At 52.2% G+C, this 21,798-nt stretch carries 17 protein-coding genes; 16 read left to right on the forward strand and 1 reads right to left on the reverse strand.

What is annotated here, in order from left to right; all coding sequences use genetic code 11:
* Positions 1–3: 3 nt before the first annotated feature.
* The 11 genes from NNL21_RS32955 (at position 4) to NNL21_RS33005 (ending at position 15,761) form a co-directional block, all read left to right on the forward strand.
* A complete protein-coding gene (locus NNL21_RS32955; RefSeq protein ID WP_204822026.1) occupies positions 4–876 on the forward strand; it encodes a carbohydrate ABC transporter permease in 873 nt (290 codons plus the stop codon).
* Between the two features lie 11 nt (positions 877–887).
* Positions 888–2,384, forward strand: a complete 1,497-nt coding sequence (locus tag NNL21_RS32960) for an NHL repeat-containing protein (RefSeq protein ID WP_204822025.1) — start codon at positions 888–890, stop codon at positions 2,382–2,384.
* Positions 2,344–3,027 (forward strand): YIP1 family protein, encoded by a 684-nt coding sequence (locus NNL21_RS32965; protein WP_204822024.1) that lies wholly within the window; start codon positions 2,344–2,346, stop codon positions 3,025–3,027. The genes NNL21_RS32960 and NNL21_RS32965 overlap by 41 nt, the downstream gene beginning before the upstream one ends.
* On the forward strand, positions 3,024–5,240 hold the full coding sequence (locus NNL21_RS32970; protein WP_204822023.1) for a DUF5696 domain-containing protein: 2,217 nt from the start codon (positions 3,024–3,026) through the stop codon (positions 5,238–5,240). The genes NNL21_RS32965 and NNL21_RS32970 overlap by 4 nt, the downstream gene beginning before the upstream one ends.
* On the forward strand, positions 5,233–6,165 hold the full coding sequence (locus tag NNL21_RS32975) for a carbohydrate ABC transporter permease (RefSeq protein WP_256555645.1): 933 nt from the start codon (positions 5,233–5,235) through the stop codon (positions 6,163–6,165). Before NNL21_RS32970 ends, NNL21_RS32975 begins: the two co-directional genes overlap by 8 nt.
* A 10-nt stretch (positions 6,166–6,175) precedes the next feature.
* The gene (locus tag NNL21_RS32980; RefSeq protein ID WP_204822022.1) at positions 6,176–7,096 is read left to right on the forward strand and encodes a carbohydrate ABC transporter permease; all 921 of its coding nucleotides are present in this window, start codon (positions 6,176–6,178) and stop codon (positions 7,094–7,096) included.
* A gap of 47 nt (positions 7,097–7,143) precedes the next feature.
* The gene (locus NNL21_RS32985) at positions 7,144–8,178 is read left to right on the forward strand and encodes a Gfo/Idh/MocA family protein (protein ID WP_204822020.1); all 1,035 of its coding nucleotides are present in this window, start codon (positions 7,144–7,146) and stop codon (positions 8,176–8,178) included.
* Between the two features lie 29 nt (positions 8,179–8,207).
* Positions 8,208–11,315, forward strand: coding sequence for a fibronectin type III domain-containing protein (locus NNL21_RS32990; protein ID WP_204822019.1), 3,108 nt, complete (start codon positions 8,208–8,210; stop codon positions 11,313–11,315).
* 125 nt (positions 11,316–11,440) lie between these two features.
* Entirely contained in the window at positions 11,441–12,805 is a 1,365-nt protein-coding gene (locus NNL21_RS32995) for an extracellular solute-binding protein (protein ID WP_204822017.1), read from the forward strand.
* A 123-nt stretch (positions 12,806–12,928) separates the two neighbouring features.
* Positions 12,929–14,338 (forward strand): sialate O-acetylesterase, encoded by a 1,410-nt coding sequence (locus NNL21_RS33000; RefSeq protein WP_204822015.1) that lies wholly within the window; start codon positions 12,929–12,931, stop codon positions 14,336–14,338.
* A 181-nt stretch (positions 14,339–14,519) separates the two neighbouring features.
* Positions 14,520–15,761 (forward strand): ROK family transcriptional regulator, encoded by a 1,242-nt coding sequence (locus tag NNL21_RS33005; RefSeq protein ID WP_204822014.1) that lies wholly within the window; start codon positions 14,520–14,522, stop codon positions 15,759–15,761.
* A gap of 102 nt (positions 15,762–15,863) precedes the next feature.
* On the opposite strand, the gene NNL21_RS33010 is transcribed toward NNL21_RS33005, so the two are convergent.
* The gene (locus NNL21_RS33010) at positions 15,864–16,826 is read right to left on the reverse strand and encodes a copper amine oxidase N-terminal domain-containing protein (RefSeq protein ID WP_204822012.1); all 963 of its coding nucleotides are present in this window, start codon (positions 16,824–16,826) and stop codon (positions 15,864–15,866) included.
* A 218-nt stretch (positions 16,827–17,044) separates the two neighbouring features.
* On the opposite strand from NNL21_RS33010, the gene NNL21_RS33015 reads away from it, so the two are divergent.
* From NNL21_RS33015 to NNL21_RS33035, 5 genes are all read left to right on the forward strand, one after another.
* On the forward strand, positions 17,045–17,461 hold the full coding sequence (locus NNL21_RS33015) for a VOC family protein (protein WP_204822010.1): 417 nt from the start codon (positions 17,045–17,047) through the stop codon (positions 17,459–17,461).
* Positions 17,462–17,745: 284 nt separating this feature from the next.
* Positions 17,746–18,426, forward strand: a complete 681-nt coding sequence (locus tag NNL21_RS33020) for a response regulator transcription factor (protein WP_204822009.1) — start codon at positions 17,746–17,748, stop codon at positions 18,424–18,426.
* The gene (locus NNL21_RS33025) at positions 18,423–20,186 is read left to right on the forward strand and encodes a sensor histidine kinase (protein ID WP_204822007.1); all 1,764 of its coding nucleotides are present in this window, start codon (positions 18,423–18,425) and stop codon (positions 20,184–20,186) included. The genes NNL21_RS33020 and NNL21_RS33025 overlap by 4 nt, the downstream gene beginning before the upstream one ends.
* Positions 20,179–20,676 (forward strand): hypothetical protein, encoded by a 498-nt coding sequence (locus NNL21_RS33030; RefSeq protein ID WP_204822006.1) that lies wholly within the window; start codon positions 20,179–20,181, stop codon positions 20,674–20,676. Before NNL21_RS33025 ends, NNL21_RS33030 begins: the two co-directional genes overlap by 8 nt.
* A gap of 246 nt (positions 20,677–20,922) precedes the next feature.
* Positions 20,923–21,192: a hypothetical protein gene (locus NNL21_RS33035; protein WP_204822005.1), complete on the forward strand. Its 270-nt coding sequence runs from the start codon at positions 20,923–20,925 to the stop codon at positions 21,190–21,192.
* The last annotated feature ends 606 nt before the right edge of the window (positions 21,193–21,798 follow it).

A 21,798-nucleotide genomic window follows, 5' to 3' on the forward strand; every position in this document is an offset into this window, starting at 1 on the left:
TATATGCGCCTTTGGCCGCGAAAGAGCCGGTTGAATCGTCTCTCGCCATATCAGCTGCTGCTGGTCCTGCTAATGACCTTGCTTGCCGTCTTTATGCTCATGCCAATCGTCTTTTTGTTCAACCATGCCTTTAAGCCGATGCATGAATTATTTCTCTACCCGCCCACCTTTCTTGTACGGGATGCAACATGGGTGAATTTTCTTGATTTGCTTACGGTATCGAAATCGACGATTGTGCCGGCTTCCAGATATTTATTCAACAGCCTTCTTACATCCGTACTCACGGTTGTTGCTGCAACGTTTATTAGCATCTTGTGCGCCTTTCCCTTATCGAAGCATCAATTCAAAGGAAAGACGCTGTTGTTCTCATCGATCCTGGTCAGCCTGATGTTTGCACCGGAGACGGTTCAAATTCCGCGTTATTACGTGATCAGCAGCCTCGGTATCGTGAACACGTACTTTGCGCATATTTTGCCGATGGTCGCTCTTCCTGTCATCGTGTTTCTGTTCAAGCAGTTTATTGATCAGATTCCCAACGATTTGCTCGAATCAGCACGGATGGAAGGGGCAAGCGAATTTCGCGTTTTTATGAACATCATCGTACCGCTTTGTATTCCTGTTGTCGCAACGGCTGCAATCCTGTCGTTTCAGAGCGCTTGGAACAACCTGGAGGCCTCGCAGTTGTTTATGGAGGATGAAACGATGAAGACTCTTCCATTCTATGTCAGCACCTTAACGAGCGGACTTGCCAACAGCGTGGCCCGGCAAGGGGTCGCTGCGGCTGCAGCACTGTTAATGTTCTTGCCAAACTTCATCATCTTCCTGCTGCTGCAGAGCAGGGTCATATCCACGATGGCTCATTCGGGCATCAAATAGGAGGGCGCGCCATGAAGAAACAGCTAACCTATCGTTGGCTTGCCTCTCTGCTGGCAGGTATCGTCATTGCCGCAGGGATCGCGTCGTTCCCGGTCCGTGCCAGTGCGGAGCTTCCATATCGAACCTATACATCGGACGACAAGGGCAAGCTTGTCGACGTCCAGGCGGCTTATGTACCGGACACGTACTTGTACGTGTTCCTGGAAGGTGATATTCCTGGGTGGGCGGCCGATGCGCCGCCAACGCTGAACCAGCCGGATGATCTGTTCCTCGATCAACGCAATCATCTCTATATTGCCGATACGGGCAATAACCGCATTATTGAACTAGGTGCGGACAGACAGCCGGTTCGGGTCTACGGCACGGAGGAGGGGGAGGGCTCGCTGTCGGCCCCACGGGGCATATTCGTCACGGAAGACGGAATGCTCTATGTTGCAGATTCCAAAAACATGCGCATAGCCGTCTTTGATCAAGGCGGCCGGTTTATCAAGCAATATAACAAACCGGAGACGGACTTCCTGCCGGAGAGCTTCCTGTTTGAGCCGATTAAGCTGGTTGTAGACAAGCGGGGATTTATATACGTTGCGACTCATAACGGCTATCAGGGCTTGCTGCTGCTCGATGATATTGGAGTCTTTCAGGGCTTCTATGGGGCTAATCGGACGGAACGGACTTTTACGGAAACGCTGAAGCGCATGTTTTACACCGAGCAGCAGCTCAGCAAGGAAATTATGAAAATTCCGGGATCTGTCTCCAATGTGACGTTAGGGCCGGATGGCTTCTTATACACGACAAGCGTCTCGGTCAAACAAGGCCAAGTGAAGAAGCTTGATTTCTTCGGACGGGATATGCTGGGAGAGCGTATTGCTTCATTGGCAATTGACACGATGAATCTCGATGTGGCCGTAGGCCAAACCGGCAGTATGAGCGTTCTGGATGCCGGCATGGGGGAGATCAGGCAGTATAATGCGCTTGGCGAATTGTTGTTTGTATTCTCCAGCAAGGATAACGGCTACAACAAGGTTGGCTTGTTGAAGCAGCCGGCTGCCATTGCGATCGAACCTAGCGGCACCCTCAACGTGCTCGAGAAGACGCTGGGCGTTATTCAGCGCTTCCGGCCAACGGAATTCGCGGGCCTCGTCCATGAGGCGAATGAGAAGTTCATGGCCGGGGAATATGAGAGCAGTGCCGGTCCGTGGAAGGAAGTCTTGCATTTGAACACCAAGTTCAATATGGCCCAGTTGGGGCTGGCGAAGGCTTCGTTCAAGCAGCGGGATTGGGAGCAAGCGCGTTATCATTATCGCAGCGCAGGCGATAAAGTCGGTTACTCGGATTCGTTCTGGTATGTGCGGCTGGAGTGGATGAATGCCAATGCTTCGGGGCTACTCACGACTGCGTCGGCCCTGCTTGCGCTAGGCTTGGCGGGGCGGTTCATCTGGATCAGGCGTAAGGAAGGGAGGAAGCGGGATGCCGGCGGTGACAGTATTGAAACAGGAGCAGGGAAGTAAAGCAGCGGGAATGCGATATGGGAGTGCTGTCGCAGGGCAATTACGCAAGGCATTGCGCGTGCTGCGCCATCCATTCGACGTGTTCTGGGAAATCCGCTATCAATCTCGCGGAGCGGTTGCGGCTTCCATCATGCTGCTGGCGCTTGCCCTCATCGTATTACTGCTGTCCAAGCTCTGCGCTTCCTATCTATTCGGAGGAGCAGTGCTGGACGATCTTAACCCGACAGCCTTCATTCTTCGTTATGCGATCCCATGGGGAACATGGGTGTTCGCCAATTACTTGGTCGGTTCCATCATGAAAGGCCAAGGAAGGTTAGTCGAAGTATTCGTCGGCAGCACCTATGCGCTTATGCCGGTGATCTTGTTCTCGCTGCCCCTTGCGCTTCTATCGAATTTGCTGACGTTTAGTGAAGGATCGATCTATGATTTTGCCCAAATGGCGGTTAACGGCTGGTCGCTGGTGCTGCTGTTTATCATGGCCAAGGAAATTCATAACTACGAAATCGGGGAAACGGTGCGGAATATCGTCGTTTCCGTGCTGCTGATGCTGGCAATCTGGCTGCTTTGCTTCATTTTTGCCGGCTTGACCTATCAATTATATGATTTTGTTGCCCAAATTTATAAGGAGGTGGCGGCCAGATGAAGAAGGAATGGCTTCCAGTTGCGTTCGTTCTGGTGCTAGTCGCCGCTTTCCTGCTCGTAACGAGGCCGTATTTGCCCCCGGATAAGACAGGTCTTGCGGCTGGCGGGAAGAAAGCTGCAGCTGCAGCTTCGCCCACTCGCTCCGAGAACGGCGAACGACCCTATCAACTGGCAGCTGAGAATGAACGTCTGCGGCTGGAAGTGAATGAGATTGGACAATTCATGGTGACGGATCTGCGTAATGGCCATCAGTGGAGGAGCAATCCGGCGGCTAGTGCGATGGAGCAGGAATCCGTACAGGGACTGTGGCGACAGCATCTGCTATCCCCCTTTATCATCGAAACGGTCGAGCGGGGAAAAGCGAAGCCCGAGCAGAGCAACTGGCTGGCTTCCGGGACGGAAACGTCCGTGCAAGCGATTCCAGGCGGCGTTCGGGTGAAGCATGATTTGGCCAGAGAGGGGATCCGGCTTACCTATTCGCTCCTGCTGCATGAGGAATACGTGGCGTTCAGCATGGATGAGAATGCCATTGAGGAATATGGCAGCCGTGCGCTTGTCATGCTGCGCATGTTTCCGTTTCTCGGAGCGATGCAGGATGGCAGCAGCAGAGGAGGGTTATTCGTTCCGGAAGGCATGGGAGCGGTAATCCCGATCGACGGCAAGCCGAAGCTGCCTTATGCCTATTCCGGAAGGGTATATGGCAGTGACATCTCGGTCGTATCCGAGAAAGAAAAGCCTGCCGTATCCAATTCTCCGATGCCGGTATTCGGCGTTATAGGCGGGAATAATTCCTATCTCGGCGTTGTGGAGAAAGGGGATTTCCTTACGCAAATTACGGCTTATCCCAGCGGACTTATCACGAGCTTCAACTGGGTGGCCGCAGACTTTATCCTGCGTGAAACCTACTTTACGAAGACAAGCAGCTTCGGTCAGGGTTTCTATCAATACGAAGAGAAGCTGCGCCGGGAACCAATCGAGATGCGCTATTACTTTCAGCAAGGCGAGGAAGCCGGATACGTGGGCATGGCGCAAGATTATCGGGCTTACCTCATCGAAGAGCAGGGCGCGCAGCGCATCCCGCCAGTGAAGCAAATGCCGCTGGACCTGGTCCTGTATGGCGGTGCTGAGAAAGAGGGCTTCTTCGGTGATACGACGGTTACGGCGACATCATTCCAGGCTGCGAAGCAAATCGTGTCGGAGCTGGGAGATGCCGGCATATCCGCACTGAGGGTTACGTACGAGGGATGGTCCGAGGGCGGCGAAGGAGGTCCGCTGCCGACGAAGAAGGCATCAGATGCGCTTGGAGGATCCGGCGGCTTGCGTCATTTAGCGGAACACCTTCAAGAGACAGGCGGGGAGTTGTATGTGAATGCCCTATGGCATGCGATACGCTCCTCACGAGGATTTCTGGCCTCCCGTGACGGCCTGCGTGATTTGAGCGGGAATACGATCGTGAGCGGCCTTGAAGGCGCGAAGACGTATTATTATCCTCCCCGTCGCGTAGAGGAAATTGGGCAGGAGATGGCCTCATATCTGCAGGAACTAGGTGTTTCGGGTGTTGCGTTTGACGGGATCGGTGCTTCACTGTTCACCGGCTATGAGGGAGATACGCTGGTTACGCGGCAAGCCGCAGCCCAATCTTATCTAGCCGCCTTGGATGGCATACGTGCGAAGCTGGGAGGAGCATCGGCAGCATTCGGCAATGCCTATACGATCGGCCACGTCGATCATATTCGGGAATTTCCCTTGGGGGCAAGCTACGATCTGATCGCAACTAAGAGCGTTCCTTTCTACCCGATTGCGGTACATGGACTGGCAACCTACACGGCTATTCCGCAAAACTTGCAGAATGAAGCGGAGAGAGGCTTCCTGCAGTCGATTGAATTTGGGGCGATGCCTACCTTCACATTGACCCATGAAGATCCCATTATTCTAAAGGATACCCTTGGCGTGGCCTTGTTCAGCTCCAGGTTCTCCGAGTGGAAGTCATCCCTATTGGCGAACTACACGAAGACGGCTGAATGGACGGCGGCTACCGCCCATCGATTCATCGTCGGTCACAGCCGTATTGGCGAGGACGTGTATCGGACGGATTACGAAGGAGGCCTGTCTGTCATTGTAAACTACGGATCTAAGGTGTATGCAGCGGAAGGGCTGCGCGTTCCTGCCGGTGATTTTGTCACGATTGGAAAGGCGGTCGGAGAAAATGGATAATCGCTTGCCGGAGCAGGAGGGTATGCTTCAACCGGAGAGGAAGAAGCGGGCTTGGGCGATTACAATGGAAGGCCGCACGGCGATCGGCGGTTACTTGTTTCTGCTGCCGTGGTTGGTTGGCCTAGTGCTCTTCGTGCTGTATCCGCTCTTCTATTCCATGTACATGAGCTTTCATCGGGTGCGCTTCACCGGCGAGGGGATGGTGCTTGAACGGCCCGGCTGGGACAATTATACGTACGCCTTCTTCAGTGATAATGTGTTCGTGGCCGCCATTCTTGGGACGCTCAAGAACAGCCTGTTTATTATTCCAATCATCGTCGTCTTCGCGTTCTTCGTTGCGATCCTGCTCAACCTGAAATTTCCGGGGCGATTCTTCTTCCGGGGGATCTTCTTCCTACCGGTCATCTTCGGGACGGGGCAGGTCATTATGCAGATCTTCGGCGTAGCCAGCGCGGGCCGGCTCGAAATGCTGGACCGCTACAATGTAGCGATATTCATAACTAATAATTTGCCGGAGGTGTGGGCAGAGCCGGTCTTGTCTGTGCTTAATTCCTTCGTGCTCATCTTGTGGTATTCGGGCGTACAAATCCTGATCTTCATATCCGGCTTGCAGACGATCGGCATATCGGTCTATGAGGCAGCTAAGATCGATGGAGCAACGCCATGGGAGACGTTCTGGAAAATCACATTGCCGGCGATGACGCCGTTCATCCTGCTCAATCTAATTTACACGATTGTAGATATGTTCACGCTGCCGTTAATCAATCCGATTATGGAGATGATTGTCGAGAATATGAGCAAGCCGCAGCTTGGTTACGGCTATGCAAGCGCGCAGGGCTGGATCTATTTTATCTTCATGTTTGCACTGCTTCTGCTTGTTCTATTGATTTCAAGAAGATGGGTCTATTATGCCGGAAAAAGGTAGGTGAAACCGCATGAATGCAGCTGCATGGAAGAGGCGTGCCAAGGTGCTGCTGCTTGGCAATGGGGATAAGAGCGGCTGGCTGGCCCGCCTATTGATTTATTTGATTCTACTGGATATCTCCGTCATTTATTTGAATCCGTTCTTCTACATGATTTCGACGATGTTCAAGAATGGGGTCGACCTCGTCGACCCGACGATCCGCTGGATTCCACGCGCAGCGGAGCTGGAGAACTTGAGGCTGGCTTGGGAAGGCCTCCGCTACATGACTTCACTGTCGCACAGCCTGCTTATCGTATCCATGGGGGCGATCTTCCAGGTCGCATTTTGCTCCTTGGCCGGGTATGCCTTTGCGCGAATCGCTTTTCCGGGGAAGGCAATTCTATTCGGTCTGCTGCTATTCAGCTTTCTCATTCCCCCACAGACCATCATTATCCCGCTCTACATTCTGTTCGGCAAGCTGGGCTGGCTGGGGACACCGCTTGCTATTGTCGGTCCGGCGATCTTCGGCCATGGCATTAAAGGCGCATTGTTCGTGATTATATTCCGGCAGTTCTTCCTGACGCTTCCCAAGGAGCTGGAAGAAGCGGCCAAGATCGACGGCGCTGGCTTGTTCCGCGTATACTGGCGCGTTATATTGCCGCTGGCTACGCCTGCACTGCTTGTTGTATTCCTGTTTTCCTTCATCTGGCACTGGAATGATACGACCTTCTCGCAGCTCATGCTGAGAGGGGAGCTTACGCCATTGTCGATCAGCCTCAACGGGCTGGATCAAGTGCTTAATGGCACATACGGACAGGAGAAGGAAGTTAAGCTGAATGAAACGATCCGGATGGCAGCGAGCTTTCTCGTTATTTTCCCACCGCTAATTGTGTACTACATCGCGCAGCGTTGGTTTGTCGAAGGGGTGGAACGGACGGGACTCGTCGAATAGGGATCGATGCCGTTTATACATGTTCATGAAGAGAGAGGAGCAGTCGGATGGAGAAGATCAGAATCGGGCTGATTGGACTAGGATTTATGGGGCGCATGCATTTGGAGAATTACAGGCGCCTGGAGCAAGAGGGGGCTGCGATCCAGCTTAAGGCTGTTTTCGATATGGAACCAGGCACGTTTGCCGACAAGGCTGGAAGCGGCGGCAATGTTGAAATGAAAGGAGAGCGGATTGATTTCTCGCAGTATGCCTGTTACACGGATTTGCAGCAGATGCTGGAGGAGCAGGAGCTGGATGCCGTCGATATTACCGTCCCAACCTACCTGCATGCTGATCTCAGCATCATGGCAATGAAGAAAGGTCTGCACGTACTGTGTGAGAAGCCGATGGCGTTGAATGCGGGCGAATGTCAGCAGATGCTGGAGGTTGCCAGGGAGACAGGGCGTCAGCTCATGATTGGGCAATGTCTCCGTTTCTGGCCGGCTTATGAATTTGCCAAGCAGACCGTTGAAGATCATGTGCTTGGGGAGGTGACATCGGCTTATTTCTATCGCGGATCGGGTACGCCGGACTGGTCTCATCAGAATTGGCTGATGGAAGGAAGCCGCAGCGGAGGCTGTCTGCTGGATATGCATGTGCATGATGTAGACATCGTGAACTGGCTGTTCGGCAAGCCGCTTCATGTGTCGACGGCGGCAAAGCAGGTCATAAGCCGCAATGCTTACGATATCGTATCCACCAACTACTACTATGAGGACGGCAAGGTTGTGAATGCCCAGGCGGACTGGACGCTAAACGGCGATTCAGGCTTGCAGATGGAATACCGCATTAACTTCACGGGCGGTTTCATCATGTTCGACGGGGCATCGGTAACGGTTCATCAGCCTGGCCAGGCAAGCCGCAAGCCTGAGCTGAGTACGGAAGATGGGTACTATCGCGAGTTGAAGTATTTCTATGAATGCTTGTTGTACAACCGTCCGATCCTCACGGCTGATCCGGAGCACATCATGGGCACGATTCAGATCGTGGAGGCTGAGCAGCAATCCGCTGATCGGCAAGGAGTAACGGTAACGGTTGCGTAAGGCCAACCATGTTGAAGGGTGGATTCATAATGAGAAGAATTCCTTCTTTTGTCTTAACTGTTGCGCTCTTAACCTCGCTTTTCTTTTTTTCTCCGGCGCCGGAACGCGCGTTTGCCTCCTATCCGTTGCTGAGTGTAGACGGCAATCCGAGCGACTGGCGTGATCTTAGTCCGCTGGCCAAGAGCTATACGATGAGTCATACGATGCACGCAGCCAATGACGCAACGAATCTGTATTTGCTTATTGAAGGCGGAGGCTTAAGTGCGATGGTTTCCCAAATATTTATTGATGCGGATCATGATGAGCTGACCGGCTGTAATGCTCCAGGGTGGACGAATCCAAGCGGAGCCGACATTTTACTGCAAAGTGAGATCGAAATCGTACTGACCGAGGTCACGGCTGGCGGAAGCACTGTTACTCGAAACATCAAGCACGAAAGACTGGTTCGTTACGCGTATACGGGTACTGGCGGTGAATGTGAATGGAGCCGTGAAGAGGAATATGAGGGTAACGGTATATTCTCCAAAGGAGAGTACGTGATTGAAGCCCGAATTCCTCTCGCTGATCTTGGACTGCTGCCTGAAACACCTGGGAGCTCTGAAATACTTGGGAATCAGGATAAGACTGAAAAAAACGAAAAGCCTGAAAAACCTGAAAAACCTGAGAAACCTGAGAAGCCTAAGAAACTCAAGAAGCAGCAGCAAAGTTCGATTCGCCTTGGATTTGTTAATTATTATTCGGATATCGACCGGCTCCCGCTGGCGCATGAACCGCTTGTGACGTATACCTTGCACGACGGTACAAGCGAATCTAATGCACCGACGGCTCCGCTTAATCTGGCGGTAAGCCGGGTCGAGAGCACGAAGCTGGAGCTTACCTGGGACGCTGCCACGGATGATACGGAGGTTACAGGCTATAAGGTATATCGCACGCCTACAGGCGGGACCGAAGCATTCATTGGCTGGGCGGTATCCCCACGATACCTGGATCGATGGCTGGAGCCTTCAACCTCGTACACATACCGGGTCGTGGCCTATGATGCATCCGGGAATGCCTCACCTCCAAGCGCTTCAGCATCGGGTACGACCGCTTCTTATCCGGCCGTTCCCGCACCAACAGGTGACTGGGATGAGGCGACCAAGCTGTTGTTTAATTACACCATTGACGAAGCGATAGATGCCGAAGTCTTTGCGCAGTATGATCTGCTTGCTCTGTCAGGTGCGGTGTCACCGGAGAAAATGATCGAGATCAAGACGTTGAACCCGGATGCCTTTATCGTGGGCTATATCTCGGTCGGGCAGGACTCTCCAATTGGCAACAGCATGGATATCTTCTTCAAGGATGCTAACGGAAACCCGGAGTGCGACGCGAACTGGCCGTCCTGCTACATTGATCCGACCCATCCGGATTGGCAGGACAAAGTCATCGAGCAGTTGCTTCCCGCGATGGTAGACAGAGGCTTCGACGGCTTCTACCTGGATACGGTGGACGTGACCGAGACGCTCCATCCGGAGAAAGCCTGGGGGATGGGACAGCTCATTCAGCGCATTAAGCAGGAGTTCCCGGACAAAATCGTGTTCTCCGGCGGCGGTGCCCATCTGCTGACAGGGGATACCTATGACATCGGGGATTCGATCGATGCGATGCTGTTTGAGAGCTATACGTCAACCTGGGTAGGCAAAGACATGTGGAACTCGGACGGTTCGGTGTTCCTCGGCAACGACGAGAAATACGATGTGTACACCCCTTACGATCATTATCGCAAGATGGACTATATGGCCAAACGGGATCATGTGAATAAGGTTCGCTTCATTCATCATGCTGACGGAACGTTATCCCGCGATCTGGCGGGAGCGCCGATCATGAATCCGCAGGCAGACTTTCGGGTATTCACGCTGGATTACGCGGAGCCCAATCAAACCTGGCTTATCCAATATGCAGCCGACCGGGCATGGGCCGATGGCTTCTACCCCTCAATGGGCATGAAGCTGCTGTATGTGCCGCCTGCCTATGAGTGGATGGACAAAGCAGACTATACCCCAGGTGCAGCGGGTTCACCGTACACGCTGGAAAACTTCGGGCATGGCATCGAACTGCTGAAATACGCTGCTATGACCGTGGATGGCGATGATGCCGACTGGTCCGGACTGAAGGCGGAGACGGTACACGGAAGCGGGTCTATTGCGAGCATGAGTTTAAGGTCTGATGGGGCCAATCTCCATATTCTGGTGAAGGGGACTGGGCTGGACGATCCGGGGCAGCGGGTCATTCTGAATACGGACCGCTTCCCTACTTCGGGCTATCAGTTCCCGGAGTGGTCGGGAAGTGCATACACGGGAACGGACTTCATGATCGAGAACGGTACGCTGTTTCGTCATCTAGGCGATCCGTGGAGCAGCTCGGGATGGACGAACTGGTCGTGGGAGGAGGTTGAGAATGTGCTGGAATACGCCGTGAGCAGCGATGGCACGATTGCGGAGATGTCTGTGCCGTTAACCTCGCTATTCTCCAGCGGCTTGCAGAAGACGTATGCTTTTACGAGAATTGATGCCGCTTATATGAAATTTAGCGGAGCAGCGACAACCGAGACCTTGCCTGCTGCGCCTGGCTTATTGCAAGCTGATCTTCGCCTCAAGCTGGTATCCGCTGACGGCAATGCAGTCGATTGGTCGGGACTTAGTCCGGTTACTTCAACAGCCTCTGGCGTGCTCACCTCGATGAAGGCGGCGAATGATGCCTACCATCTCTACATGCTGGTAGAAGGAACGGGTATGAACCTATCCTCGGGAAGAATGCTGCTCAATACGGATAATAACGAGCAGACCGGCTATCAGTCCGCGCCTTGGAAGCCGCTCTCATTGACTGGGGCGGATTACATGGTCGAGCAGGGGCAGCTGTACAAATATACGGGTACAGGAGAAGGCTGGAGCTGGGCTCCGATCGTGAACTATCCGGATGTTCCGGTCCCGGCGACAGGCTATGCGGCAAGCGCAGCCGCACTCGAAATGGCGATTCCATTAGATGCCGTCGGTCTTACTCCGATCAGCCGGTTCAAAGCGGCATTCGTACAATACAGCGGCAGTTCGATAACGAACAGTTATCCGTCTATTGTCGAGATTGATTTGACGAACGATTGAAGAAGACAGACTGGCCGTGGAGGGGCGGTGAGGCTTATTGCCATGCTGGCAGCGTGTATGGCCGAGGGATATTTACCAGAGCGAACAATTGGGAGGTTACGGGGGATATGAGAAGGTTATCTTATATGGCAGCAATGATTGCGTTAATAGCGGTAATGGCTATTGTAAGTGGATGCAGCGGCAATAATTCACCTGCGAATAAGCCGGCGAATGCAGAGAAGAACAGCGGTAACGCGGAGCAGAAGACAGGGAATAACGAGCAGGGCTCGTCGGAGGGCAATGCAGCGCCGGTAGATCCGGCAAGCTTGAGCGGCGAAATCGTATGGAATACGCCGTGGTCGCAATATTTTCCCGAGCAGCATAAGAGCTTGTTAGCCGACTTCAATAAGACGTATCCAAACATTAAAGTAACCCTGAATATTGAACCGCTGGAGGTACTGCTTGCGGCTAATACACCTCCGGATCTGGCACTTAATTTCGCGCTTAGTGTCCAGCAGGTGGAGGATAAATTGCTGGAGGACCTGACCCCTTATCTGGAGTCGGATCCACAAGCGAACGCCGATGTGTTCATGGAGGGCCCGCTTAACTCCTATCGGTTTAATAATGGGGTATATGGATTGCCTTGGTTCGCCGATGGTTATTTCCCGCTGATCTATAATAAGAAAATACTTGAGCAGATGGGCATTACCGAAATTCCGGAAATTAAGAACTTGAATGATCTTGGTGAATTCTTCAAGCAATTCTGGGTGCTGAAGGACGGAAGCTATGAGTTCGTCGGAGAAGATCCGGCTATTGGCACGTTCGGCATGATTAGCGCGTTATACACCTACGCATTCCTCAATGGCGCCGACAGCACGACCTTCTATAATCCGGAAACGCGGAAAGTCGGCTTCAACGACCCGACTATTGTCGGCGCACTGGAATGGATGATCGACTTTAACCGGCAGTATGTCAATAAGGAAGCGCGTGACGCCCTGTTCGCTAAGGTGCCGGAGGGCGTACATCCATTCAAGACCGGCAAGCAGGCCGTGGGCTTCTTCGTTATGAGCACGGCAGCTGACTTTGCCCAATCGCCAGATGTGGATCTTGGCCTTGCGCCAATGCCGACCGAAATGCTTCGTTCAGGGGGAATTGGCGTATCGATGCTTAGCACGAGCAAGAACAAGGATTTGGCTTGGGTATTCTTGAAATGGTTGACGGCGACGGAGGAAGGTGCTAACTCCATGAGTACGCATTTCAACTTCATCTCGGCCAAGAAAGAATACAGCTGGCTGAAAGACACGGCGTCTGCCGACCCGGTCGCGAATTCGTACCTGGATGCCCTTGCCCGCGCAGGCAAACCGTCGCCTACCATGCCTGTTAACAGCACACCGGTGCTTGCAGAAAATGAGGCGAAAGTGTTGAGCGGAGAAATGACGCCGAAGCAATATTTGGATCATGTCACGCAAGTGCTGCAAGGTCAAATCGACGAGTATTATGCACAAAAGTAAAAAGGCTTAGCGGCGAGGCCCGTCCAGGAAGCTTGCTTCCGGCGGGCCTTTTGCATGTGTGGGGACGGGATGCTGCGGGGTATGATCGTATGACAGAGCGCTTAGGATACGGGGGAGGATAATGTGAGAGCTGACAACAACCAAGTGATTCATATGCAGGTGAAGAGCCCGCAAGCGCATCGCGTGTATCAGCGGAATGACGAGAATGCTGCGGATATTGCCATTGAACTGGCGTTCTCCAGATGCGTTCATGGCCGAATCGAGACCCGGATAGCTTGGGATGACCGCATCAGTGCATGGCGGGATATGGGGAGAGTAGAAGGAAGCAAGGCGTTTCGAGGCGTTCAAGAAGCCGTTCCTACCGGTTCATTCCGGCTGGATATTCGTTTTATTGACGATGGGGAGCAGGCGGTCTGCGGCGGGGAAGCGTGGGTTGGACCCGTCTATGTCGGTGATCTATGGATCCTGGCCGGGCAATCGAATATGGAAGGCTGCGGCAAGCTTGTCGATATCGAAATCCCGCAGGCGGGGATTAGCTGTTTCTATATGAATGAGCAGTGGGGAATGGCCGAGGAGCCGTTGTGCTGGCTGAATGAATCGCCTGATCCGGCCTATTGGCTTGTTCCGGAGGCGGAGCTCGAACAGGCCATCCTTGCGGCTCGGCACTTCCGGACGGAGGCTGCCGGTCTGGGGCTTCCCTTCGCGAAGGAGTTGTACCGGCATACGGGCGTTCCGATCGGGTTGATCCCTTGCGCTCGCGGAGCTACAGATATGACATGGTGGGATCCTGCCTTAGCGGACTCCAATGATCATTCGTTATACCGGGCTATGCTGAGGAGAGTCAGGCATGCGGGCGGGGACGTCAAAGGGATTCTCTGGTACCAGGGAGAGAGTGACGCGATTACCCAGGCTTCCTCTCTGTACAAGTCGCGGACCTTGAATCTCATACAGAGCCTTCGCCGTGACCTCGGGCAGCCGCAGCTGCCGTTTATATTTGCGCAGCTGTCGGTGTTTCATATCTGGCAATTCGATGGAGTCAGCCACTGGAATCATGTGCAGCAGGAGCAGCTTGATCTGGAAGATATGCTGGAGCATGCGGCCCTCGTACCGACGATCGATGCGTCATTGGCGAACCCGATTCATCTCGATGCGCCTTCGCTGTGTAAGGTCGGGCAGCGGATGGCTTGGCAGGCGATGCGGCTTGCCTATGGGCATTCTGTATGCGAACCGGGGCCAAGACCGTCCGTATTCCTATGGAATGAGGAACGGACTGAGCTGAGCGTTATGCTGACCGGCTTGAACGGAGAACTGGGGTCTGTACCCCGGGTGTACGGGTTCAGAGTAGAAGCAGATGGGGCAGCCCTTCCGTTAATGGGGGAGATAGGCGGAGATGGCCGTCATGTGGTACTCCGGTTCGAGCAGCCTGTGCCGGTAGACAGTGTGCTGTGGCAGGGAGCGGGAGTGAGTCCCACGGTGAATGTGAAGGATGGCAAGGGATTGCCGCTTGTCGTGTTCGGTCCGGTTACGGTATAGCTGAGCAGTGAATTCGTGAAAACAGCAGTGCAGCGCTTCATAGGAATGGTAGATTTAGAAGGAGCCGTTGCGTAGAATGGAGATAACCGTTTGTTGACTAGACGTGCCCGGAAATAGACGGGTTTAATCATAGTGACTATGGAGTAATAGAATCAGAATAGCTATACAAGGAGGTCTTACCTTGCTGCCCCAAACATTGCGCACGACGGATATACGATTAAATAACAAATTAACTGTTCTGCAATTTGTGCGACAGCGTGGAGAAGTGACAAAGCCCGAAATTGAAAAGCAATTAGGCTTCAGCGCACCAACCGTATCTACTCTGATCGACGAGCTGGTCAGGGAGGGCTTCATCAGGAATAAGGGGGTGGGCTCATCCACCGAGCAAGGAGGCAAACGCCCTCAAATTTTTGCCTATTATCCGGAAGGAAGAGGCATTATCGGGCTGCATATCGGCGTACGCAGCCTTCAGGCAGCCTTAATGGATTTGGAAGCGAATATTATACATAGGGTGGATGCCCAACTGAAGCCCCATGATCAGATCGATACGATCATGTCACTGCTTGACCGCCTTATTCGGGAATGTGTTCTCCAGGCACGGCAGCGCCAAATATTCCTGCTTGGGATCGGGCTAGGCTGCCCGGGTGTTGTTGACTTCAAAACAGGACGGGTGCTGCGGTCGATTAATTTGCCTGCGTTAGAGCAGCAGGCGTTCGGAGATGAATGGCTGCAGAAATATGATATCCGCGTGTGGATCGATAATGAATGCAATAACCTGGCGCTGGCGGAGAAATGGTTCGGAATGGCAGAAACCTATGGGACAACGCTCAACCTGCTAACGGAAGCGGGAATTGGGGCCGGCATTATTATTGATGGCCAGTTGATTCGAGGGTCGGATAATAGCTTTGGGGAAGTCGGCCATATGGTCGTTGACCACGAGGGCGAGTTCTGCCATTGCGGCAGGCGCGGATGCTGGGAGATGCAGTCTTCTACATCTGCACTGCTTGCTCTGCTGGAGAAGCATGCGGAGGCGTCTCCCTATATGGCAGGGGTGTTGGAGAAGAACGGCGAGCTGTCTATGCAAGATGTTACGGCTGCCCTGCATGCGGGCGATGGGATAACCACGCGCATCGCGGTCTCCGAGCTATCCGCATCACTAGCAATCGGGTTGACCAACCTCGTTAATATCTTTAATCCCGATGCGGTCATTCTGCACGGGGAAATGACGATGCTCGGGAAGCCCTTATTGGAACAATTGCGGCGAATGGTTAAGGAACAGGCGCTGCCGATTCCGGCTGAGCAGGTCCACATCGCTTTCTCGGAGCTGGGCGACAATGCCCATTTGATTGGTGCCGGGGCGCTTTGCATCAAGGAGCTGTTTGAACTGCCGGAGGCTTTGTTTCGTAATGACAAGATGAATTAACGTGTGACAATAATATAGATTCTATTAAATGGTTCTTTCGAACAAAAGGGGCTGCATCGTGGCAGCCCTTTGTATCATTATTCCTGTGGTGCAGCAGACCCTTTATTTGAGCGCATCGGTTCGTTTCTCGCCGGGTTTTAGAAGCTGAAGTGTTCCTCTCTCCGTATCCACACTGCCGAATCCATAATGCATGTAGCCTATCTCGGTAATGGTTCCCGACTTATCGATGTAGCTGTATTCTTCCCAGCCGGTCTCGCCGAATATGCCTGAGTTGGTGTAGACGTAGACATCGGCCAGCTTAGGCGTCACGCCCACCTCATCGGTCCATTCCTGTTTGACGAAGCTGGGTACAGATTCTGTTTTTCCAGGCTTGATGTGCGCCTGCCACGTAACCAGGGCGAAGTCATCCTTCACTTCAACCTGGGAGATGACATCTCCCTCGACAACATAGTAGAGAAGGGCAACCCCTTCAGGAAACAGGATGGTTCGGCCGTCTACTTCTCCCATATAACCAATCTCAAGCGGCTTCATTGGATAATGGAGTGGAAGACTCTTGGCAATTTCGCGGGCTTTCACCAGATCTCCCCGATACAGCACATCCTGTGCCGCGTTCCCAAGCGGGGTCTCAATGGCTACTTTGTTATTCGCCCATGTGATGCGATAGCCGTATTGCTCGGAAATAAAACGCAGAGGGACATAGACCCGGTTGTGTAGGACTTTTACCGAAACGTCCAGCTTCACGGGGTACATCTCGCTTCCGCCCTCACTATTAATCAAGGCCGACTTCTCGCCCTGCTTCAGCTTCACGATCTCCGACCATTTCTGAATCGTCGCCGTCTTGGTCTTGGCATCCCACTGCACTTTTGCCCCGAGCGCTTCTGTTACCGCGCGAGCTGGAACGAGTACGCGGCCTTGGTCCACGATCGGGGCGGCGTCGGTCTTAATGACCTGTCCCATGAATGTGATGGGAATTGCAGGCGAAGATGAATCCGTACCCGCATAGGCTGCCGTTCCTAGAGAGCCTGCAAGTAAGACTGCAACGATAGAAGATATAACCTTTTTCATAACCTATGTGCCTCCTCTGAAATAGTCCAATCCTACATGACATGTTAATCAGACGAACAGAACGTGATGAATGTTCCAATGTCTTACATTCTTTTTAACCAGTGGGAATAATTCTGCCTCATAGTTGGGGATATAAAATTTATCATTTACGTGCAGACGAATAGTACGATATGATTATAATGGTTAATATTACCATTACTTCAAGGAGGAGAAGGAGAATGGCGATTCAACACATTGGCAGCTTGTTCATTCCTGTAAGTGAATTGGAACGGTCGATCACTTTCTATACCGAAGTTCTTGGACTCGTCTGCCGTGGGATTGAAGATTGGGGAGACGGCAGCAGAGGAGCGACGCTATTCTGCGATCCTCATCCCGAACAGGCAGCATTATTAAGCTTGGCAGAGGTGAAGGAAAAAGAAAAGGTCACCGCGAATCCGCGTCCGCTATTGAATTTTAAGTGTATCCAAGTACCGGAGATGCATGCAAGGTTAAAAGCGCTGGGCTGCCGTGTGACGGATCTGGAGTCGTGGGATTCTCCTTGGAATCACCATGTCTTGTTCGATGTGTTCGATCCGGACGGACATAGGATCAATCTGATTGAGATGGTTCCTGTTGCAGATGCTCAGACAACTTAACCTTCTATCCTGTTTATAAATTAGACTAGATCATGTTTACCTGTTAATCCCTATTCTAACGAGTAGGGTTTTTTTGTCTTTCGAAATTCATTCCACGTACACACAGTGGACACAAGAGTCCTCTATACTCGGTCTTGAACGTACCGATGGAGGTGTAATATACCATGATGGAGAAAGAAGCAGCGGCGTATAAACTTGTGATAACATAGTTGTTTACGAGAATTCATGCCTACGCTTAGATGAAGAAATCTAAGAGAATGTGGTCAGATGCGGGGTGCACGGCAATGAAACGAAGGATATTATTAGTCGAAGATGATGTGCTGATGCGTGAATTTATAACGGATTACTTCAAGAAGGAACAATGGGAAGTGGCTGAAGCGGACAATGGAAGACTCGCGCTCGAGATTGTCGAACAGACCTCCGTTGATTTGATTGTACTCGACATTATGATGCCGGAAATGGACGGATGGACGGTATGCAGACGCATTCGCGAAAAGTCGGACGTCCCGATTATAATCATCACAGCCAGAGTGGAAGACGATGATCAAATCATGGGGTTCGAGCTTGGGGCCGATGAATATGTGACGAAGCCCTTCAGTCCAAGGGTGCTGGTCGCTCGCGCTACCGCATTGTTGAAGCGAACGGAAGGGACTATTGGACGCGAGGGAGAGCTGCTTGTCTATGGCCAGCTAATTGTGAACAGAAAGGCGCATACGGTATCGGTGGCAGATGATGCGGTTAATCTGTCGCCGAAGGAGTACGATTTACTCCTCTTCCTCATCAAGCACTATGGCAAGGTCTTGCCTCGTGGATATATTCTGGATGCGGTATGGGGGTATGATTACTTGGGAGACTTGCGCACCGTCGACACCCACATCAAGAAACTAAGAGCCAAGCTCGGAGACGAAGGCCGATATATAGGCACTGTCATTCGTTCGGGCTATAAATTCGAGTTGGAAGCATGAGAAAGCGCGGTGTCGTTCTTAAACTTTTCGTTGTTACGACTGTTCTGATTCTGCTTGTCTTCTCCCTCGTAATGCTTGCAGAAGGATTATTCTTCGAACGGTTCTACCGGACGTCCAAGATCCATGCGCTGGAACGGAACATGAATCAATTCGCGGAACAATTCAAGTCAGCAGAAGCGGATGAGCAAGAGACGTCGCGGCTGCTTGGGGCATTCATGAATCATAATGATGCCAATACGTCCATCTTGAATAAGCGGTTTGACCGAATAACCGTACACCCGTATTTTCTGGAGCTGCAAGCGGGCAGCAAGACCATTACCATCCGAATTCCCATGAATGGAGTCACGATGGAGGCTATCCCGCAAGGACTGCAAATCGGCGATCAGCTGGTGGTGGATGGGATTTTCATGGACGAGGAGGACACCATCCTGCATCCTGCGGCCATCCGGCAGCAGCACAACAACACAGCCCTCGAAGAGGGTTTGGTGCGAGTGAAAGGGAAGATCACGGATCTGATGCTGCCCGAGCAGCGGTCGTTCAACCCGCTGTATCAAGATGTCCTCATCGATGATGCGCTTCGGGACTGGGTTCCAAGGTCTGAACCTTATGAGTCCCGCCTGCAGAGCGGCTCGCCTGTTCAGCTAGAATGGACGGACGAGTGGAGCGGTGTCCGTTATGCGGTTCTGATCCGGTCACTTCCAGAAGGTAAGAACGGGGATCGTTATCTATTCGTCATGACCTCGCTGCAGCCTGTCGGGGAAGCCGTTGAGATTCTCAAGAAATATGTTGTATATATGGCACCGGTCATTCTTGTGCTTGTGCTCCTGCTGTCCTTGATTTATTCCAGGATTGTCTCCCGTCCGTTAGTCATGTTAAACCGCTCGGCAGCGCGTCTTGCCAAGCTGGACTTTACCGTGGAGCCTGAAATCCGTTCGAAGGATGAATTCGGGGAGCTGTCGCGGCATATGATCGCGATGTCCCGGAATTTGGATTCAGCCTTACGAGAGCTTACCCAGGCGAATGAGCAGCTGCAGGAGGATATGAAAGAAAAGCAGCGTTCCGAGCAGCTTCGCAAGGAACTGATCGCTAACATCTCCCATGAGTTGAAGACGCCGCTGGGCATTGTGAAAGGCTTCGCGGAAGGGCTGCAGGACGAGGTGGCGAGCGATAAAAGAGACCGTTACCTGGCCTTCATCGTCAATGAGACGGATCGGATGAATGCACTAATTATGGATATGCTGGAGCTGTCCAAATTCGAGGTCAAGGCTGTTCGGCTGGAGATGAGAAGCATGTCGATGACAGACCTCTTGCAGCGGGTGCTTGATTCCTTCTCGCAGCAGCTGGAGAGCAAGCAGCTCCAAGTCAGGTTGAACCATGACGAAGAAGATGAACCGTTCGTACAAGCCGATCCGAGACGGATCGAACAGGTAGTTCTGAATTTATTGAGCAATGCCATCCGGCATGCCGTGGAGGACAGCGTCATTACGATTGGCGTTAAGCGAACATCTCCCGGCAAGGTATGCACCATAATTGAAAACACCGGACCGCCTATCGCTGAAGAGGATCTGAGCCGGATATGGGATCACTTCTACCGGGCCGAGCGTTCACGGGATCGGAAATCCGGTGGGACCGGTCTGGGCCTTGCGATCGTCAAGCATATTTTGGAGCTTCATGAGAGCGGGTTTGGCGCGATGAACACGCCTCAGGGCGTTGCTTTTACCTTTACCTTAAATGAAAGCAGAGGAGATCTTCATGAATAACAAGACATCCATCTATCTCATGTCAGCGCTGATCGTACTGCTTTTGACCAGCGCGTGCGGCGCACAATCAAACGCCGGCTCACCGGCGGATACCGTGAATACGAAGCCAGCTGAAACCAGCCAAGGGAATACAGCTGTGAACGAGGATGACTCCACGGGCGAAGACAAGAAAATATTAATTATTATTGATCAGACTCCCAAACCGATTGAAGGCAATAGCTTCGATTTCGCCGTGAACCAGCTCCCGGAAGGATATGCGCTGACTGAAATGCAGTGGATTTCCGAGAAAAGCAAGGTTGCCAATACGGTTCAAGAAGCCATTGAACACGGAGCAAACGGTGAAGATGGATTTTATATCAGCGGTGACGGGCAATTCTCCGGTTTCTTCTATCCCGATTCGATGAAAGGCGAGGAAGGCCAGGTTATCTTTCTATTCAAGGACGATCAGGGCAATGAATTAAGCTGGAAAAAGAAAATAACATTGAAGTAGCATGAGTGAAGACTCATGAAAAAGATCATTTTCGCCTGTTTGATCTGTGTGCTATTCGTTGTGGGATGCAGCAGCAATAAGGAGGCGAATTCCGATAAAACGATTCCGTATGCTAACCCTAAGGCGAGCGCGCGCGGAGCTTCCGAGGAGAAGCTTCGAACTGTGTTAGAGCGATATGTTTAGGCCATCACCCAGCGGGATGCGGCGAAGCTGGTGGAGTTGTATGGCGGAAGTTACCAGGGTCTTATGAATGTATCTCCTGAGACGGACCAGGCGGACAAGAAACAATTATTCGACGAGTATCTGAAGCTAATGCCTACGATTTCTCTCCAGGAAGTGCTGGAGGAGACCGAAGCAAGCAAGGACGTATACAAATTCGTGATTACGTTCAAGCATGAAGACGGAACCTGGTTTCAGACCAGGGAGCTCGATACAATTACCGAGAAGTTTACCTACACCGTTATGAGAATCGATGGCAAACTGAAGGTCACGGAGCTGCCTCCATACCAAGCTTAGTCTTATGTATCGATAGAAAGCAGCCGGTTATGGCTGCTTTCTTTGGTTTGTTATAAGCGCTGCCTGATGTCCGCGGCTGTAAGGCCTAAAAAGGGCGTTACAGCTCCTTTTTCCGCTGACCTGCTGCAGTTAACGCCGCTTTTTACCGTTACAGCATCGGAATAATGGTTATTCATCTGCTTTCCGCGGCTGTAAGACCTAAAAAGGGCGTTACAGCTCCTTTTTTCGTTGGCCTGGTGCAGGTAAGTCCGCTTTTTACCGTTACAGCAACGGAACAATGGTTACTCATCTGCTTTCCGCGGCTGTAAGACCTAAAAAGGGCGTTACAGCTCCTTTTTTCGTTGGCCTGGTGCAGGTAAGTCCGCTTTTTACCGTTACAGCAACGGAACAATGGTTACTCATCTGCTTTCCGCGGCTGTAAGACCTAAAAAGGGCGTTACAGCTCCTTTTTTCGTTGGCCTGGTGCAGGTAAGTCCGCTTTTTACCGTTACAGCAACGGAACAATGGTTACTCATCTGCTTTCCGCAGCTGTAAGGCCTAAAACGGTTTAACCCCCTAATTTTGGACACTAACCACGCTCATACTACCGAAATTACATCATAGCGC

It is taken from the genome of Paenibacillus mendelii (genome assembly GCF_024498075.1).
Lineage (GTDB): Bacteria > Bacillota > Bacilli > Paenibacillales > Paenibacillaceae > Paenibacillus_Z > Paenibacillus_Z mendelii.

Coding starts and splice junctions, on each gene's coding strand:
- NNL21_RS32955 (WP_204822026.1), top strand. CDS start 4: ATGCGCCTTTGGCCGCGAAAGAGCCGGTTGAATCGTCTCTCGCCATAT.
- NNL21_RS32965 (WP_204822024.1), top strand. CDS start 2,344: ATGCCGGCGGTGACAGTATTGAAACAGGAGCAGGGAAGTAAAGCAGCG.
- NNL21_RS32980 (WP_204822022.1), top strand. CDS start 6,176: ATGAATGCAGCTGCATGGAAGAGGCGTGCCAAGGTGCTGCTGCTTGGC.
- NNL21_RS32990 (WP_204822019.1), top strand. CDS start 8,208: ATGAGAAGAATTCCTTCTTTTGTCTTAACTGTTGCGCTCTTAACCTCG.
- NNL21_RS33020 (WP_204822009.1), top strand. CDS start 17,746: ATGAAACGAAGGATATTATTAGTCGAAGATGATGTGCTGATGCGTGAA.
- NNL21_RS32975 (WP_256555645.1), top strand. CDS start 5,233: ATGGATAATCGCTTGCCGGAGCAGGAGGGTATGCTTCAACCGGAGAGG.
- NNL21_RS32970 (WP_204822023.1), top strand. CDS start 3,024: ATGAAGAAGGAATGGCTTCCAGTTGCGTTCGTTCTGGTGCTAGTCGCC.
- NNL21_RS33030 (WP_204822006.1), top strand. CDS start 20,179: ATGAATAACAAGACATCCATCTATCTCATGTCAGCGCTGATCGTACTG.
- NNL21_RS33035 (WP_204822005.1), top strand. CDS start 20,923: ATGAATGTATCTCCTGAGACGGACCAGGCGGACAAGAAACAATTATTC.
- NNL21_RS32960 (WP_204822025.1), top strand. CDS start 888: ATGAAGAAACAGCTAACCTATCGTTGGCTTGCCTCTCTGCTGGCAGGT.
- NNL21_RS32985 (WP_204822020.1), top strand. CDS start 7,144: ATGGAGAAGATCAGAATCGGGCTGATTGGACTAGGATTTATGGGGCGC.
- NNL21_RS33010 (WP_204822012.1), bottom strand. CDS start 16,826: ATGAAAAAGGTTATATCTTCTATCGTTGCAGTCTTACTTGCAGGCTCT.
- NNL21_RS33015 (WP_204822010.1), top strand. CDS start 17,045: ATGGCGATTCAACACATTGGCAGCTTGTTCATTCCTGTAAGTGAATTG.
- NNL21_RS33025 (WP_204822007.1), top strand. CDS start 18,423: ATGAGAAAGCGCGGTGTCGTTCTTAAACTTTTCGTTGTTACGACTGTT.
- NNL21_RS32995 (WP_204822017.1), top strand. CDS start 11,441: ATGGCAGCAATGATTGCGTTAATAGCGGTAATGGCTATTGTAAGTGGA.